This window comes from Terrabacter sp. Root181 (genome assembly GCF_001428505.1).
In the GTDB taxonomy this organism is placed as follows: Bacteria; Actinomycetota; Actinomycetes; order Actinomycetales; family Dermatophilaceae; genus Terrabacter.
In genome coordinates this window covers 109567-126686 of sequence record NZ_LMHU01000008.1, presented here as the reverse complement: position 1 = coordinate 126686, position 17120 = coordinate 109567, and the positions used below count along the sequence as shown (strand labels likewise).

The window sequence follows — 17120 nt, the reverse complement described above, 5'->3', positions numbered from 1 at the left end:
GGGTCGGCCCGTCCCGGGTCCGAATCGGTGCAACTCGCAGAGGATTCGGGTCCCCGGGACCGGGCCACGCGGCATACGACCGCGTGAGGCGGCGAGCGCGAGAGGCGGCGTGTTCAGCCCGAGGGCGGGCGCTGAAAGCCGGGCCGGCCGGCAGTCCCGGCGGCGCGTTCGACCGAGCGACCCAACCGGCCGGCGGTCACGCCGAGGGCACTGGGGCCGCGGCCGCCGAGCGCCGGTGGCACGACGACGACGGGGCACCTCGAGGCGCGCACCAGCCGACTTCCGAGCCAGCGGGCGCCGACCTCGGTGGAGTGGCCGGCGTCGATGACGACGAGGTCGGCGTGGCGGCCCTCCTCCGCGAGCACGGCCCGCCGCTTGCCCGCGACGACCCGCGTCTCGACAAGGTGGTCGCGGCCGAGGACGTGGGCGACGTCCTCGGCCAGGCGCGACTGCTCCGCAGCCAGGGCGCTGTCGTCCGAGACGACCGACGGCACCCGGCCGCCGGTCGCCGTCTCGGGTGCGTGCGGGCGCCAGGCCCGCACCGCCACGACGCGGCCACCGCGCACCGCGGCCTGCTCGACCGCCCACCGAAGGGCCCCGGGGGAGCCGCTCGTCGGGCTCACCCCGACGACGATGGTGTGCTCGCGCCCAAGATCAGCGAGGTTCATGCCCTCGCCCCTGACTCCTCGGAGATCTTGCTCAGGGGGTCGGCGACGTCCTCGAGCGACTTCTGCTCCGCGTCGATCCCGATCGCGAGGGCCACGGCTCCGCCGATGATCATGATCACCCCGCCGGCGACGTAGCCCCAGGTGAGCGGGCCGCGGTCCGTGCCTTCGCCGATGAGCGCGCCGTAGAGCACGGGTGCGACGGCGCCGGCGCACTGGGCGACGACGAAGAAGTAGCTGATCGCCTGGCCGCGCACCTCGAGCGGGAAGATCTCGCTCACGGTGAGGTAGGCCGCCGACGCCCCGGCCGACGCGAAGAAGAACGAGACGCACCAGAAGATCGTGTGCGTCGTCGCCGTGAGGATCTCGGCGTGGAAGGCCCAGGCCGACACGAGCAGGACGAGACCAGCGATCGTGTAGGTGCTGAAGATCATCTTGCGACGCCCGATGGTGTCGAAGAGGTGACCCAGCAGCAGCGGGCCGAGCAGGTTGCCCGCCGCGAAGGGCAGGAAGTAGAGCGAGGTGTCGGCCTTGCTGATGCCGTAGAAGTTCGTCAGGACCAACGCATACGTGAAGAAGATCGCGTTGTAGAGGAAGGACTGCGTCACCATCATGGTCAGGCCGAGTACCGTCCGGCGACCGTAGCGCCGGACGAAGACGTCCCACAGCACCTTGGGGCCCATGGACTCCTCGGGCTTGACGAGGATCGCCTTGCTGTCGTCGACCTCGGGGATCTCGCCGCCCTCACGGCGCACCCGCTCCTCGATCTCGTCCACCGTGCGGTCGGCCTCGTCGGCACGACCGTGCGTCAGCAGCCAGCGCGGGCTCTCCGGGATGTGTCGGCGCAGCCAGATGATCGACAGGCCGAGGATCGGACCGATGAAGAACGCGAGCCGCCAGCCGACGTTCTCGGCGACGTTGTCGGGGTTGAGCAGGTAGAGGTTCGCGAGCGCCCCGAAGAACGCGCCGAACCAGTACGTCCCGTTGATCGCGATGTCGACGCGACCACGGAACCGGGACGGGATCAGCTCGTCGATGGCCGAGTTGATCGCGGTGTACTCACCACCGATGCCCATGCCGGCGATGAACCGGCAGACCCACAGGAACCACATGTTCGGCGAGAGGCCGGCGAGGCCCGACCCGATCAGGTAGATGACCAGGGTCATGATGAACAGTCGGCGGCGCCCGAGCCGGTCGGTCAGACGACCGAACGTCAGCGCCCCGACGACCTGGCCGACGAGGTAGACGGTGCCCGTCAGGCCCACCTGTGCGGCCGACATGCCGAGCGTCTTCTGGAAGCCCGACTCGGACACGATCTGGATCTCGAGTCCGTCGAGGATCCAGGACACCCCGAGTCCGAAGACGACCGACCAGTGGAACTTCGTCCACGGAAGCCGGTCCATGCGGGCCGGTACCAGACTCCTGACGGCACCGTCCGTGCGTTGTGCGACAGCCTCGCTCATCCCATCTCCTTCGATCCGAATCGCTGTGAACCGTCGGGTCAGGGCGCGCGGCGCCGCGTCCTCACCGCCGCAGTCCGTAGCCCCTGCGCGTGCCCGACGAACGTGCTTCGTGACGGTTTGCCCCCTGCCGCAGCCGGGTGCGTATGCCGTCGGGTGGTCGCGGGCGGTCCGGCTGGGTACGTGGCCGGTGCGGGGCACGGCGAGCCCTGCTTCGACAGCGCAGGAGGACGACATGCCGGCCAGGAAGCGAACGAGCGGCGCAACGGACCTGCCCTCGACCCTCGAGCGGTCGCCCCGGAAGGCGCAGGAGACGTGGCTCGCCACGCACGCTGCCGCGGTCGAGCAGTACGGCGAGGGGGAGCGCGCGCACCGCACCGCGTTCGCGTCGCTCAAGCACTCCTTCGAGAAGGTGGGCGACCACTGGGAGGAGAAGGCCGAGAAGGGGCCGAGCGACCGCCAGGCCGAACGCCGGGGCGCCGACGCCAGAGCCCACCTGGATGACGGGGACTCGGCGGGAGGCGTCGACGCCAACGCCTCGAAGCAGCACCTCTACGACATCGCCCGGCGGCTCCGGGTGCCGGGCCGGTCCAGCATGACCAAGGCCGAGCTCGTCGAGGCGATCCAGCGCGCCAACGACCGCGCCACGGCTGCTGCCCGGGGGCGGGACTGACGGACGAGTCCTCCACCCGCAAGGCAGAATTCGCTCGCCGGCGCCCGTAAGGCCCGAATCGGTCCCAGCATTCTCCGAGCGGACTGTCAGGATGCGGCGAAGGCCGGTGCCGAGGACTCGGCGGGCCCTAGCGTGGACAACTGGGCCGCCACAGGAGTCGGTCCGGAGCGGCGGGACGCACACGCCGCCGCCGCGGAGGAGAGAGCCATGTCCGTTTCACGAAGGGGTGGATCTCGGGGGACTGCAGTACTCGGGGCGGTCGCGGTCGTCGCGGCCGCAGCACTCGCAACCGGGGTGGCGTCGGCCGACGCCTCCACGACGGGCGCCAGCTCGACCTATCTGGTCGTGTACAAGGAGAAGACCTCCACGAGCGGCGCCGGGAGCGCCGTCGCCGCAGCGGGCGGTCAGGTCGTCGCGACCTACGCCCCCATCAGCGTCGTCGTCGCGCGGTCGGCCAGTCCCGACTTCGCCGCGAAGATGCGCAAGGTCAAGGGCGTCGAGGGCGCCGTGGCCACGACGAGGTTTGCCAGCGCGATCGACGGCGGAGCGGTCTCGGCCGACACCGCGGACACGTCGACGACGACGCAGACCGGGACGAACGGCAATGGTGTCGCCGGCCTGAACGACTCTCTGTCGGGCCTCCAGTGGGACATGACCCAGATCAAGGTCGGCGAGGCCCACGCGATCAGCACCGGTGACCCCTCGGTCCTCGTGGGCGACATCGACACCGGCCTCGACTACACGCACCCCGACCTCGCGCCGAACGTCGACTCGGGGGCCAGCGCGAACTGTGTCAGCGGACTGGCGGTCCCGGGCGCGGCAGCCGCGGCCGACGACAACGGCCACGGCACCCACACCGCCGGCACCATCGCGGCGGCCGCCAACGGCCTCGGCATCGTTGGCGTGGCGCCGAGCATCAAGATCGCGGGTATCAAGGCCGGAAACGCCGACGGGTACTTCTTCCCCGAGGCCGTCGTCTGCGCCTTCATGTGGGCCGGGTCCCACGGTGTCGACGTCACGAACAACAGCTACTTCGCCGACCCGTGGCTCTTCAACTGCCGCAACGATGCAGATCAGCGCGCCATCTGGACCGCCGAACGTCGCGCGATCAAGTACGCCCAGAACAACGGCGTGCTCGTCGTCGCGGCCGAGGGCAACCAGGCCGACGACCTGTCGCACCCGACCCAGGATGCGACGAGCCCCGACGACACGACCCCGGTGCTCCGGGACATCAGCAATGCGTGTGCCGTCGTCCCGACCGAGGTGCCGGGCGTCGTCGGCGTCAGCGCCACGGGCAACAAGCAGATGAAGTCGTTCTACTCGTCCTACGGCATCTCGGCGGTCGACGTCGCGGCACCGGGCGGCGACTCCATCCTGCAGACGACGGCGGCCGCCCCCAACGGGCGCGTCCTGTCGACGTGGCCGGCGTCGCTCCTCACCACGACGTGCCTAGCGGCACGCCGCGTCGTCGACGCGAGCGGGGCGACCTACTGCTACCAGCAGGGCACGTCGATGGCGTCGCCGCACGCAGCAGGCGTGGCAGCGCTCATCGCCAGCGTCACCGGCAAGTCCGGCGGCGCCCTGTCTGCCGCGCTCCAGAATGCCGTCAACCCGATGCCGTGCCCGACGGACGTCTCGATGTACGCCTTCTTCCCGGCGCTCGACAACGGTGCGCCGCAGACCTGCGAGGGCACGCTGGCGCAGAACAGCTGGTTCGGGGCAGGTGAGATCGACGCGCTGAAGGCCGTCGGCTGACCCGCCACTTATGCCGTTCGGCCGGGTCGCGCGACCCGGCCGAACGGCATACGCCCTCCCTGGGCTGGTGCCTGTCTGTGTGGTCACAAAGCCCTCCACGGCCACACGCCGGGCGGGACGATGGAGGTGGCCGGAGCAGTGGCCCGGCCACGCGAACCGACAGAAGGGGTCACCATGAACGGCCAGGTGCGGACCACATACGGGATCGTCGTCGCCTACGACGGTTCGGCATCATCACAGCTCGCCCTCGAGTGGGCCGCGGAGACGGCTCGCCAGCAGGGGAAGCACCTGACCCTGGTGCACAGCGTCAACCTCGCCTCGACGCCCGCGTTCCCCGCGATGGACCTGTCCGAGATCGAGCCATCGCTCGAGCACGCCGCCAAGGCGCTCGTCGACGAGGGCGCGACGCGGGCCGGTGCCACGCTCGACGCATCACAGATCACGACGCAGTACTGGCTCGGCAGCCCTGCCGCCCAGCTCGTCGAGATGTCCAGCGACGCCGATCTCGTCGTCGTCGGAAGCCGCGGCCGCGGACGTCTGCTCGCCGGCCTGCTCGGCTCGACGTCGTATGCCGTCGCGGCCCACGCACACTGCCCCGTCGTCGTCTTCCGCGGCCCCGAGGGCAAGACCCCCGACGACGTCCCGTCACCGCCGAGGCCCGGCCGCGGCCATGACGTCGTCGTGGGCATCGACGACTCGGACGCCGCGATGCGCGCCGTCGACGCGGCGGTCGAGGTCGCCGCGCGGGAGAACGCCGTGCTCCACATCGTCCGCGTCGCCCACTCGCGCTCCATGGAGGCGTGGACGTATGCCGAGACCGCCAAGGGCGGCACGGAGGAGACCCACGCGATCCGCGACAACGCCGAGCAGTCGGTCCTGCGCGCGGCCGATCGCGTGCGGGCGCTGCACCCGAAGGTCATCGTAACGACCGAGGTGCTCTACGGCGACCCTGGTCAGTCGCTCGCCGACCTCGGTGCGACGGCTGGGATGATCGTCGTCGGCTCACGCGGGCACGGCGGCTTCGCGGGCATGCTCCTCGGGTCGGTCAGCCACCGCGCCATCCACGACGCGGCCTGCCCCGTCATGGTCGTCCGCTGAGGGTCAGCGCTCTGAGGTCAGGCGCCCGGGCCAGCGTCCGGGTCAGGCGTCCAGGGCCTGGGCGAACCGGCCCAGGGCGTCGTCCCAGCGCGACTTGTCGCCGGCGCCGTCCTCGGCGATGCCCTGGCCCTCGTGGTAGAGGTCGACCCGCGTGCCGTCTCCGTCCGGCTTGAGCTGGAGGTCGACGATGCTGAGGGGGCCGTCCTCGTGCGGGTGCCACGACACGCGGACCTGCTCCATCGGGTGGTAGCTGCGCACGACGCCGTGGGGGCCGTCGGTGCTGTGCCACGACTCGCCCTTGTTGCCGAGCGTGACTCCCGGGCCGAGTAGGGCCTCGGTGCCGCGGGCGCTGATGAGGTGCTGCCACACCCGGTCGACGGGCGCCCCGACGGTCAGCGTCGAGTGCACGCCCGCGGGAGATCCCTCGAGCTCGGCATCCTCTGCGTTCTCGGGGATCGACTGCGTTGAACTGCTCATGGGCACCTCCGGGTCGTTCGGACCGGCCCCTGATGGGCCGGACCCACCACAGACAGTCGACCAAAGACTGGCCCGGATGACAATGGGTCGTGGGCACCTCTTCGGACCCTGTTGGGGCCTAGCCTCGGGACATGATCGACCACTACGGCATCAACTGCTCGGACCTCGACGCCAGCGCCCGCTTCTACGACGAGGTCCTCGGCGTCCTCGGCTACGGCCGGCAGATGGACGTCGGGGTGGCCATCGGCTACGGCACCGAGGGCCACCCCGACTTCTGGATCACTCGCTGGCAGGGCACCGAGCCCAACCGCGAGATGCACTGTGCGTTTCAGGCCGACAGCGTAGACGCCGTGCGGGCCTTCCACGCGAAGGCACTCGAGCTCGGCGCCGAGTCGCTCCACGAGCCGCGCCTGTGGCCGGAGTACCACCCTGGCTACTTCGGCGCCTTCGTGCGCGACCCCGACGGCAACAACGTCGAGGCGGTCTTCCACCGCGCCGCCCCCGACGCCTGACGGCTGACGGCTGGCGGTTGACGCCGACGCCTGGCGCTGGCGCCGCAGCTCAGCCGGTGAAGCCGGCCCGGCGCAGGGCGTCGGCCATGGCACTGTCGGCAGGTGCCTCGTCCCGGCGGGGGCGGTTGCCCTGGCCCGCGGGTCCTTGCCCACCGCGGCCCTGCCCACCGCGACCCTGGTTGCCACGCGGACCGCCGCGCTCCTTGGGGGCGCCGGGCGTCACCTCGTCGTCGAGGCGCAGCGTGAGCGCGATCCGCTTGTGGGGCACGTCGACGTCGAGCACCTTGACCATGACGACGTCGCCCGACTTCACGACGTCGTGCGGGTCGCGGACGAAGCTCTTCGACAGCGCCGACACGTGGGCGAGGCCGTCCTGGTGGACGCCGATGTCGATGAAGGCGCCGAAGGCGGCGACGTTGGTCACGACACCCTCGAGCGTCATCCCCGGCTTGAGGTGCTTGATCTCCTCGACACCGTCCTTGAAGGTGGCCGTCTTGAAGGTCGGCCTCGGGTCGCGCCCGGGCTTGTCGAGCTCGCTCAGGATGTCGGTGACCGTCGGCAGGCCGAACGTGTCGTCGACGTAGTCGGCGGGCCGGATCGCCTGCAGCGCAGCGGTGTTGCCGATGAGTGACGTGAGCTGCTGCCCGGTCGACTCGAGCATCCGCCGCACGACGGGGTAGGCCTCGGGGTGCACGGCAGACGCGTCGAGCGGGTCGTCCCCGCCCGGGATCCGGAGGAAGCCGGCCGCCTGCTCGAACGCCTTGGGGCCGAGGCGCGGCACGTCCTTGAGCGCCGTCCGCGTACGGAACGGGCCCGTCGCGTCGCGGTGGGCGACGATGCTCTCGGCCAGGCCGGGCGTGATGCCCGAGACGCGCGTCAGGAGGGGAGCGGACGCAGTGTTGACGTCGACCCCGACGGCGTTGACGCAGTCCTCGACGACGGCACCGAGTGAGCGCGACAGCGCGGTCTGGCTGATGTCGTGCTGGTACTGCCCGACGCCGATCGACTTCGGGTCGATCTTGACGAGCTCCGCCAGCGGGTCCTGGAGGCGCCGGGCGATGGAGACGGCGCCGCGCAGCGACACGTCCATGCCGGGCAGCTCCTGCGACGCGAACGCGGAGGCGGAGTAGACCGAGGCACCCGCCTCGGAGACGACGGCCGACGTCAGCTTCAGCTCCGGGTGGGCCTTGATGAGGTCGGCGGCCAGACGGTCGGTCTCGCGCGAGGCGGTGCCGTTGCCGATGGCGATGAGGTCGACCGCGTGCTCCTTGGCGAGCCGCGCCAGCGTGGCGAGCGAGCGGTCCCACTGGTGCTGCGGGACGTGGGGGTAGATGACGTCGGTCGCGACGACGCGGCCCGTCCCGTCGACCACGGCGACCTTGACGCCCGTCCTGAAGCCCGGGTCGAGGCCCATCGTGGCGCGCGCGCCCGCAGGGGCCGCGAGCAGCAGGTCGCGCAAGTTGGCGGCGAACACGCGTACGGCCTCCTCCTCGGCGGCGCGACGCAGCTGCATCCGCGCGTCGATGCCGAGGTGGACGAGGATCTTCGGGCGCCAGGCCCACCGCACGGTGTCGGCGAGCCACTGGTCGGCCGGGCGCCCGTTGTTCTCGATGCCGAAGCGGTGCGCGATGGCGCGCTCGTATGCCGTCGGGCCGGGTTGCGCCTCGACGGTGGGGTCGTCGGGGCTGATCTCCAGGGAGAGCACGTCCTCCTTCTCGCCGCGGAAGAGCGCGAGGATGCGGTGGGACGGGAGCTTCGAGAGCGGCTCGGAGAAGTCGAAGTAGTCCGAGAACTTGGCGCCCTCCTCCTCCTTGCCGGAACGGACGCGCGAGCCGAGCCGGCCCTGCTTCCAGACCCGCTCGCGGAGGTCGCCGATGAGGTCGGCGTCCTCGGCGAAGCGCTCGACGAGGATGGCGCGCGCGCCGTCGAGAGCGGCGGCGGCGTCGGCGACCTCCCGGTCGGCGTCGACGAAACCTGCCGCGGCAGCGGCCGGGTCGGTGTCGGGGGAGCCGAACAGGAGGTCGGCGAGCGGTTCGAGGCCGGCCTCGCGGGCGATCTGCGCCTTGGTGCGGCGCTTCGGCTTGAACGGCAGGTAGATGTCCTCGAGCCGCGCCTTCGTCTCGGCGGCGAGGATCTGCGCGCGGAGCCCGTCGTCGAGCTTGCCCTGCTCCTCGACGGAGGCGAGCACCGCAGCGCGCCGCTCCTCGAGCTCGCGGAGGTAGCCGAGCCGCTCCTCGAGCGTGCGCAGCTGGGTGTCGTCGAGGCCGCCCGTGACCTCCTTGCGGTAGCGAGCCACGAAGGGGACCGTCGAGCCGCCGTCGAGCAGACCGACGGCAGCGGTCACCTGTCCGTCGCGGACGCCGAGCTCCTCTGCGATGCGTCGTTCGATGGACGGCACCTTCACCTGCACGCTCACGGGGGCTCTTCTCCTTGACGTCGTCGACACACCGGGCCCCGCATTCTGCCGTGCTCGGTCCGGGCGTCGTCGGGCAGGGCCTGACGGCAGACGTCCGTCGTCAGGAGTGGATGGGCCAGCGGGGACGCATCCGGTCAGGGCAGTGGTCCTCGAACCATGCGAGGGCGGCCAGGACCGTCGAGTCGTCGAACCGCTGGCCCGAGACCTGGACGCCGATCCAGCGCCCGTCGGGCGTGCCGCCACAGTTCGTCGTGCCCGCTGGCTGGCCGGACATGTTGTAGGGCGCCGTGAAGGCGATGTGCGGCATCGCCTCGTCGCCGTCACCCCACGGCATCGGCCACTCGGCCGGGAAGGCCGGCATCGGCGCGACCGGCGAGAGCACGAGGTCGACCGCACTCGTCGCGGCGACGGTGGCCTGCTGCATCGCCATGATGCTCGCGTAGTCGCGCAGGACGGCCATCCCGTCGACACCGCGGGCCCCCTCGGCCCAGCGTCGGACGAAGGGCAGCACGCGGTCCCGTCCCGCCGGGTCGAGGGACTCGAGCTCTGTGAGGGAGCGCACGCGCCAGAACTGGTCGAGGTCGGCGAGCCAGGCGGGGCGCAGGAACGGCTCGAGCGTGACGATGGTCGCGCCGGCGCTCGCGAAGACGCTCGCAGCCTCTTCGACGGCACCGCGCACGGCAGGGTCGACGTCGAAGCCACATCCGGCGTCGAGGTGAAGGCCGATGCGCCGGCCTGCCGGGTCGAAGGGCCGCGGACGCGGGTCGAAGAGCTCGGGTGGCAGGCTGGTCCAGTCGCGTGGGTCCGGGCGACTGATGACCGAGAGGAGCAGAGCCGCGTCGGCTGCTGTTCGGGTGATCGGGCCGGCGACCCTCCCGAGATAGGGCGCGTCCAGCGGCACCCGTCCCGCGCTCGGCTTGAGCGTCGTCAGCCCGAGCCACGTCCCCGGCAACCGGATCGAGCCACCGATGTCGGTGCCGACGTGCAGCGGCCCGTAGCCCGCGGCCGCTGCGGCGCCGGCCCCAGAGCTCGAACCGCCCGTCGTCAGGGACTGGTCCCACGGCGAACGGGTGATGCCGTGGAGGCTGGACACCCCGGAGCTCAGCATGCCCCAGTCGGGCATCACGGTCGACCCGATCAGAATCGCTCCGGCCTCCTCGAGGCGCTCGACCACGGGACTGCTCCGCTGCGGCACGATCGGCGTGACGCCGGCGCTTCCGGACGGTAGCGGGATGCCTGCACGTCCGAGGTTCTCCTTGACCGTCACGGGGACGCCGTCCAGAGCACCCTGCGGTAGGCCGTGTCGGTGGCGACGCTCGCTGGCCGCCGCCTGCTCGAGGGCAACGGGGAGGCCGTGGACGAACAACGCGTTGAGGGTGGGTTCTCGGGCCGCCACGACCTCGGCCACGTCGCGGACGACCTCGACGGGCGAGAGGGTGCCGGCGGCATACGCCGACATGAGCTCGACCGCGGTCAGGGCGGCGGGCCTGCGTTCCACGTGCTGCGCCTCCCTCTCCATGCCCCGAGCGTGCACCCACGCTAACCATTGTGGACAACGTTCACCCACTGTCACCGGTCAACGGCACCCTCGTCCCATGCGCTTCGACGAGCTCCCCCGGGACTGGGCCCAACGACCGATCACCGACCCCGACGTCTTCGAGGGGGTGGTCGACCTCATCGTCACCGAGCAGACACGGTCCGACGGGGCGACCTACCTCCTGCTCTGCCACCCCAACGGGCGACTGCTCCAGCCGATCTGCCTGCCGGACGAGCCGCGCCGGGTGGATGTCGGCCAGGTGCTCGAGGGCGTGCGCCTGCTGCTCACCGAGGTGTCGCGCCACGACGTGCACGACGTCGTCATGGTGATCGCGCGGCCAGGTCGGGCCGCCCCCACCCCGCGGGACCGCGACCTGCGGGCGGCCTTCGAGGGTGCTTGCCGCACCACAGGATTCACGCTCCACGCGGTCGCCATCGCGGCACCGGACGCCGTGGCCGTGCTGCCCGCGGAGGGCGACTGCGCCGCAGCCTGAGCCGGGCAGGGGAGCAGGACACGGCATGGGGAAGATGCCGTGGCGTTCCCTGTCTCTCCGGGGACCGGCGGGGTAGCGTCCAAGCCGTGGTCGCGACCACGCGACGCCTGACCCGTGGAGGACCGATGGCCCAGCAGGCCCACACCAGTGGGAAGACCGTGACGCGCTCGTACCGGACCGGCATCGGTGGTGCCTGGTGGGCGGCCCTGGTCGTCGTGACCGTGCTGCTCGGCTTCCTCGGTCGTAGCGACAGCGGCTTCTGGAGCGGCTTCCTGTGGAGCATCGTCGGCTTCGTCGTGGGGTCGCTCGTCGCCATCGCGGTGACCGGACGGCTCGTGCCGGCGCGCTCCGAGGACGAGGCGTTCGCCGATCTCGGCGCCGCGAGCGGTTCGGTGGTCACGCGATGAAGTGGCTGCTCCTCGTGCTGGCGTTCGTCCTCGGTGCTGCGGTCACGTGGTTCCTCACCGTCAGGCGCGCGAGCCGGACGGTCCAGGCAGGCCCGGGCGCGGGTGCATCGCCTGCCGCTGCGGCGAGCGAGCAGGACGTCGGCGCCGTGGAGGCTGACGCTGAGCCGGCAGGGCCTGAGCTCACGCCCCTGGTCTCGCCGGGCGAGCCGGTGGCGGGTGCCGTGGGCATCGCCGGAGGCGCCGACCTCACCGCCGCGGCGGGTGCAGGGGCCCTGGCCGCCGAGACGGCTGAAGCCGCTCCGGATGCTGGTTCGCAGGACGAGGCAGACGACGTCGACGCGGCCGCTGGGGCGGACGTCGACGAGGCGGAGGACGCGGACGGGACCGGATTCGGGGGGGCCCACACGCCGCTCTCCGAGCCTCGAGGTGCGGCGGAGTCGTGGGACCGCGATGCACAGGACGAGGACGCGCTGCTGACCGAGGCTTCGACCGAGCCGGACGACTCCGCGCCTGTCGTCGACGCGACCCCGAACGGTGACGTGGCCGGCGTCGGTGAGCCGGTCGTGGTGGCAGCACTCGACGAGGCGGTCGAGGCCGACGACGCGGCGTCGTGGACGGACGCGGTGCCGGACCTCGAGCCGAGCCCGAAGGCCGACCTCGACGCAGACGTGTCGGTGGAGCCGGCCGACGACGTCGTGCCCATCGCGGACGCGACCCCGAGTGGCGACGTGGCCGGCGTCGGCGGGTCGAGGGCACGGCCGACGCAGGGTGAGCTCACCTTCGACGAGCCCCAGGAATCCGTCCCCCCGGAGGACCAGCCCTGACCCGGCTCCTCCCGCTCACCGCCGACCACCTGTGTACTGGGTGGGGTTCCGGCAACACTCGCTACTCACACGACCCGGTCCGCGACGGGACCGGCCGACGTCAGTGGTTGACGAGCACGCCCTTCGCCTCCCGCACCGTGACCGTCGTCGACGGGCCGGGAAGGGTCACCGTCGAGGGGATCTCGTCCCAGGTCGACCCGTCCAGGCTGAAGTCGGCCCCGAACGTGGTGTCGACGCGAACGGGATACTCACCCTTGGCGCGATAGAGGTGCGTGACATCTCCGTCCGGATAGACGCCTCCGGTCGACGTGGTGGGGCCGGTGCTCGATCCGTCGCCGAAGACGTAGGTGAAGCCGACCAGCTTCGGACGGATCTGGACCGGGATCCCTCGCAGCACGGACCGGTCGACCTCGCCCGGCTGGAAGCCCTGCGACGTCCAGTTCACCCGGTAGAAGGTGCGGAGGTTGACGAGGGTCGTGTTGCCGGCCGGCTGGCTCGAGATCTGCGGCTTCGACCACGGCGTCCGCATGAACGCTGCCTTGAGGTCAGCCATCGTCAACGTCGGCCGGGCGCCAGGTGCCACATCCGCAGCACAGGTCAACCCGATCAAGGTCCATGGCTGAACGACTTTGTCATCGACCAGCGTCCGTCTCCAGATTCGAAGCCGCGGGCCCGCCTCGTCGGGAGGGCAAGATCGCAGCGCCCCCGCGCATGTGACAGCTTCGGTGCCACTGTCTGGCGTGGCCTCGTAACAATCCGCCAGTGATCGGTACTCATACCTCGGAAGATGCTTGTCCCGATCATTAACCACGACCCCACCGGCGTCCCCCGGGAATTTGGGCAACCTAATGACCTTGTCCCTGGGGAGTAGGTCTGTAAAGGCGCCGTCGCTATCAGTGCCGCAGTCGACCCAAGCGTCGTCACATGGCCCCCCGTCGGCCGCGTGGCACGGGAATGCGATTGCCACGCCGACGGCAAGCGCGGTCCCCATCGCGCGGATTGAACGCTTCATGACGCTGTCTGGAGTTTGGTGGCTGTCCAGTGTCCGTTATCGAAGGAGAGGGACATTACGAACGTGCCGGGCCCATTAGCTGTGGTTCGAACCTTGTCGCCGGCCTGGTTCACAACGTTCACGGATGTCTGCTCAACGTCCACTAGCACACGGGCCGACGACGTCGAGAACGCCAGTGGACTTGTCCTGAGCACCCGAATCGAAGGTCCAGTGTGCCGCTGCCCCTTGGCCTCCAGGCTCTCCAGCGACTCGGACATTGCTCGGCATGTCTCGCACGTAGGAGCAAACAGCCCGGCAAGCACCGTCGCATCCGGTTTGGTCGCACCGTCGTTGAGCGACTCGATGAAGTGGCGGGCGAAAGCTTGAGCGCCCGGCGCCGTTCGGGCGAGGGCGGCGGCCGGGATCTTGGCGATGACGGGGTCGACCGAGGCAGTCGGACTGGGTGCTGTCGACGTGGTGGTCGTGGGGGTTGCGGAGCTGGTGACGGCCGAGGTCGACGGTGGAGTCGTCACTGCAGGACCGGGGTCGCTTCCCGTGCACGCACCCAGCGTCGCGAGCGCGACGGAGGTGGCGGCAAACGCAAGGAGCGTGCGGTGTCGGTGCGAGCGTGCGGCGGCGGTCATCGGCGTCCCCTGTCGATCGTCGATCATCGTGCGGTTGCGTCGGGTGAGGTGCGTTTCGCACCCTTCGTTCCTCGACGGCAACCTACGACGATCGTGCCTCACCCGCACCCTGAGCCCCGTCCGTCATCCACAGGCACCCCGGCTGCACCGGGCCGCGGTGCTCGGGTGACAATGGTGGCGATTCGCTGCCGTCAGGGGCCGTTCGACGCTGCGATTTCTGGGTCTCACCGGCGACACACCCACGAGTTCGGAGCATGGGCGACCGGCAGGTAACCTTTTTCGCGGTCCTGTGCGCACCTCCACGCGTGCAGTAGCTATGCGCCCTAGAAGTGGGCGTGCAAGGGAGCCCCATGTCTCGCACTGACACCGTCGACGTCAAGCGTTGGCGCGCCAAGTACGCCCTCATCGAGCGCGCCGCCGAGGCGGACAAGGACGCCCAGGCCCTCTTCGCCGAGCTCGACTCCGAGCGTTCCGCCCGCAACGGCGAGCTGCGCGAGATCCTCGCCGACCTCGTGGCCTCGAGCGACCTCGTCGCCTTCAAGGAGGCGATGAACCAGTGGACCCGCAAGGACGGCCCCTACGTCGGCTTCGGGCCCATCGGGGGCCCGTGGCTCGCCTCGCTCGTCCGCCGGGCCGAGGAGGAGTACGCCGAGGTCGTCGGTCTGCTCAAGCTGACCCTGCAGACCCCGGCGTCCCCGCAGGACGCCGGCGACAAGCTCCAGGCCATGGAGGCCTTCCTCGCCCGCGGCGGCTCGCGCGGCCAGCGCGCCCCGGGACCGGGCCACACGGCATACGTCCTCTCGCTCTTCTGGTCCACGGACGACGGCGGCGAGTGGCCGCTCATGTGGGAGAATGCCCCGCACATGCTCCAGCGGCTCGGCTGGCTCGAGCGCGGCCTGAGCCACGCGGAGCGCTACGTCGCCTTCGCTGCCCTCTGCGCGGCCCTGCGCCCCGAGGACCCGAAGTACGCCGCCCGCATCCTCTGGTACCTCAAGGAGACCGAGGCGTTCGTCGGGATCGCCCCCAAGGTGCTCGACGTGTGCGTCGAGGCGGCCGAGATCGCGGCGGACTTCCGCCAGTCGACCGGCTACGCCAACGCCAAGCGCGAGGACCGCGCGGCCGACCTCGCCCGCCAGCTGCGCGGCGAGGCCGACCACATCAGCGACAGCCTCATCGAGCGGCTCTCCACCGAGACGGGCCTCTACCTCGAGGCCCCGACCCTCGCGCTGCAGCAGCACGCGGGGGAGGACGCCGCCTACCGCTCCGACCTGTATGCCGCGTGGATCCTCGTCGGTGGTGCCGGCGCGCCCGGCTTCCGCCTCTGGGTCACCCCGTCAGGCGTCGCGTTCGGCCTGCACGGCGGCTGGGAGGGCGAGAGCGACCAGCAGCACCGCGAGGTCGGCACCATCGTCCAGGAGCACCTGCCGCGCGGCCTGACCTTCCTGCGCGTCCACGAGGACGGCCGCACCGACCGGCTCGAGGCCGTCGGGCGCGAGTACCCCGGCGGCGAGGCCTTCGTCGGCCGCTGGTGGAAGGGCGACGAGGCCGTCGGACGGGCCGACTTCGCCGACGACATCATCTCGACGGCCCGCGCCCTGACGCCGCTGCTGCGCTTCATGACCTCGAGCCAGCGAGGCCCCCTCGACGACCCCAGCCTCGAGCTCGCCTCCATGGTCGACCTCGACAGCGAGGTCGAGATCTTCAAGAGCGAACGGCCCTACCCGAGCGAGCGCGACGCCTGGCACCAGGAGCAGCGGCGCGTCTTCGCCGCCTGCCTGTCGCGCGAGGGGCTCGAGGCCTTCGACCTGCCGACGTTCAAGCGCATCGTGTCGACGCGCGGCTACGGCGACATCGGCGCGCAGTCCGTCCTCATCAGCAGCATCAACGCGCTCGACGCGGCCGGCATCGACGAGCTGCGCGTCATGGTGCGCGACCTGCTCTGGGGTGAGGGCCGTGACGAGGAGCGGATCAACCGGGTGCTCGGCTCCGACGACGTGCCGGTCCAGGGCTTCGGCGAGAGCGTCGTGCTCAAGCTCTTCGCCATCGCGCACCCCGAGCACTGGCTGCCCCTCTTCGCCCTGAGCGGGGACTCCGGCAAGATCGCGATGCTCGGGCGCCTCGGGGGCCCGGCGCGGTGGACCGAGGGCAAGTCCCGCGGTCGCACGCACGTCGAGACCAACGCCCTGCTCAAGCAGACGCTGGACCCGCTGCTGCCGGACGACCCGTGGGGGCAGGCGCAGCTCGCGTACTGGCTCATGCGCCGCTCCGACAAGGCGCTCATGCCCGACCACGACGCGCTCGGCGAGGCCGCGCAGGAGCTGCTCATCGGGGAGGACTTCCTCCGCGAGATCCAGGGGCTGCTCGAGGAGAAGAAGCAGGTCATCTTCTATGGGCCCCCCGGCACCGGCAAGACCTACCTCGCGCAGCGGTTCGCCCTGGCGCTGCAGCCCGACCCGGCCAAGCGCGACATCGTCCAGTTCCACCCGAGCAGCAGCTACGAGGACTTCTTCGAGGGCTTCCGGCCGCAGATCGACCACCAGGGCCAGATGGTCTACGAGCTGCGCAAGGGCCCGCTGGCCCTCCTCGCCGAGGCGGCCGAGGCCGACCCGCTGACGCCGCACATCATGATCATCGACGAGATCAACCGGGCGAACCTGCCGCGCGTCTTCGGTGAGCTGCTCTTCCTGCTCGAGTACCGCTCGCACTCGGTCAAGACGAGCTACCGCCCCGACGAGGGCTTCGAGCTGCCGCCGAACCTCTACTTCATCGGCACGATGAACACCGCTGACCGCTCCATCGCCCTCGTCGACGCGGCCCTGCGCCGGCGCTTCGACTTCGTGCCGTTCATGCCGCACGACGGGCCGATGGAGGGACTGCTGCGCCGCTGGCTCGAGGCCCATGACGGTCCCGTGTGGGTGGCCGAGCTCGTCGACCGCGTCAACGAGGACCTGCGCCGGGCCCTGCGCGGCCCGCACCTGCAGATCGGCCACAGCTACTTCATGCGTCCCGGCCTCGACGGCGACGAGGCGACGCTGCGCCGCATCTGGGACTACAACGTCTACCCGTTCATCGAGGACCAGCTCTACGGGCGCGAGCACGAGCTGGCCCAGTTCCGCTGGGAGAACGTCCGAGCCCGCTACGGCCAGTTCGACCTGACCAGGCCGTGAC

Annotated in this window: 15 protein-coding genes; 8 read left to right on the top strand and 7 right to left on the bottom strand. The window is 71.0% G+C overall.

Annotated features, from left to right (window positions below):
- Positions 1-113: 113 nt before the first annotated feature.
- Positions 114-668: a universal stress protein gene (locus tag ASD90_RS16945; RefSeq protein ID WP_056759198.1), complete on the bottom strand. Its 555-nt coding sequence runs from the start codon at positions 666-668 to the stop codon at positions 114-116.
- Entirely contained in the window at positions 665-2128 is a 1464-nt protein-coding gene (locus tag ASD90_RS16940) for an MFS transporter (protein WP_056759197.1), read from the bottom strand. The genes ASD90_RS16945 and ASD90_RS16940 overlap by 4 nt, the downstream gene beginning before the upstream one ends.
- A 232-nt stretch (positions 2129-2360) precedes the next feature.
- Between ASD90_RS16940 and ASD90_RS16935 the strand changes: the two genes are divergently transcribed.
- From ASD90_RS16935 to ASD90_RS16925, 3 genes are all read left to right on the top strand, one after another.
- Entirely contained in the window at positions 2361-2798 is a 438-nt protein-coding gene (locus ASD90_RS16935) for a ChaB family protein (protein ID WP_056759195.1), read from the top strand.
- A gap of 207 nt (positions 2799-3005) precedes the next feature.
- Entirely contained in the window at positions 3006-4553 is a 1548-nt protein-coding gene (locus ASD90_RS16930) for a S8 family serine peptidase (protein ID WP_082588810.1), read from the top strand.
- A gap of 174 nt (positions 4554-4727) precedes the next feature.
- Positions 4728-5651: a universal stress protein gene (locus ASD90_RS16925; RefSeq protein WP_056759190.1), complete on the top strand. Its 924-nt coding sequence runs from the start codon at positions 4728-4730 to the stop codon at positions 5649-5651.
- A gap of 42 nt (positions 5652-5693) precedes the next feature.
- Here the strand turns inward: ASD90_RS16925 and ASD90_RS16920 are convergent, their stop codons facing one another.
- Positions 5694-6128, bottom strand: coding sequence for an SRPBCC domain-containing protein (locus tag ASD90_RS16920; protein WP_235506728.1), 435 nt, complete (start codon positions 6126-6128; stop codon positions 5694-5696).
- Between the two features lie 131 nt (positions 6129-6259).
- On the opposite strand from ASD90_RS16920, the gene ASD90_RS16915 reads away from it, so the two are divergent.
- The gene (locus ASD90_RS16915) at positions 6260-6640 is read left to right on the top strand and encodes a VOC family protein (protein ID WP_056759188.1); all 381 of its coding nucleotides are present in this window, start codon (positions 6260-6262) and stop codon (positions 6638-6640) included.
- 49 nt (positions 6641-6689) lie between these two features.
- On the opposite strand, the gene ASD90_RS16910 is transcribed toward ASD90_RS16915, so the two are convergent.
- Both ASD90_RS16910 and ASD90_RS16905 read right to left on the bottom strand, forming a co-directional pair.
- On the bottom strand, positions 6690-9056 hold the full coding sequence (locus ASD90_RS16910) for a Tex family protein (protein WP_056759186.1): 2367 nt from the start codon (positions 9054-9056) through the stop codon (positions 6690-6692).
- Positions 9057-9156: 100 nt separating this feature from the next.
- The gene (locus ASD90_RS16905; protein ID WP_255358582.1) at positions 9157-10554 is read right to left on the bottom strand and encodes an amidase; all 1398 of its coding nucleotides are present in this window, start codon (positions 10552-10554) and stop codon (positions 9157-9159) included.
- A 97-nt stretch (positions 10555-10651) separates the two neighbouring features.
- Between ASD90_RS16905 and ASD90_RS16900 the strand changes: the two genes are divergently transcribed.
- The 3 genes from ASD90_RS16900 (at position 10652) to ASD90_RS16890 (ending at position 12317) form a co-directional block, all read left to right on the top strand.
- Positions 10652-11086 carry a hypothetical protein gene (locus ASD90_RS16900; protein ID WP_056759183.1) on the top strand — a complete coding sequence of 145 codons (435 nt, stop codon included), beginning with the start codon at positions 10652-10654 and terminating at the stop codon, positions 11084-11086.
- 86 nt (positions 11087-11172) lie between these two features.
- Positions 11173-11493 carry a hypothetical protein gene (locus ASD90_RS16895; protein ID WP_157623215.1) on the top strand — a complete coding sequence of 107 codons (321 nt, stop codon included), beginning with the start codon at positions 11173-11175 and terminating at the stop codon, positions 11491-11493.
- Positions 11490-12317 (top strand): hypothetical protein, encoded by an 828-nt coding sequence (locus ASD90_RS16890; RefSeq protein WP_056759180.1) that lies wholly within the window; start codon positions 11490-11492, stop codon positions 12315-12317. Before ASD90_RS16895 ends, ASD90_RS16890 begins: the two co-directional genes overlap by 4 nt.
- A 100-nt stretch (positions 12318-12417) precedes the next feature.
- Here ASD90_RS16890 and ASD90_RS16885 read toward each other — a convergent pair whose 3' ends face one another.
- Together ASD90_RS16885 and ASD90_RS24760 are read right to left on the bottom strand one after the other, a co-directional pair.
- Positions 12418-12870 carry a hypothetical protein gene (locus ASD90_RS16885; protein ID WP_056759178.1) on the bottom strand — a complete coding sequence of 151 codons (453 nt, stop codon included), beginning with the start codon at positions 12868-12870 and terminating at the stop codon, positions 12418-12420.
- A 455-nt stretch (positions 12871-13325) separates the two neighbouring features.
- The gene (locus tag ASD90_RS24760; protein ID WP_369793628.1) at positions 13326-13952 is read right to left on the bottom strand and encodes a DUF6318 family protein; all 627 of its coding nucleotides are present in this window, start codon (positions 13950-13952) and stop codon (positions 13326-13328) included.
- Between the two features lie 350 nt (positions 13953-14302).
- On the opposite strand from ASD90_RS24760, the gene ASD90_RS24020 reads away from it, so the two are divergent.
- The gene (locus ASD90_RS24020; protein WP_056759176.1) at positions 14303-17119 is read left to right on the top strand and encodes an McrB family protein; all 2817 of its coding nucleotides are present in this window, start codon (positions 14303-14305) and stop codon (positions 17117-17119) included.
- The last annotated feature ends 1 nt before the right edge of the window (position 17120 follow it).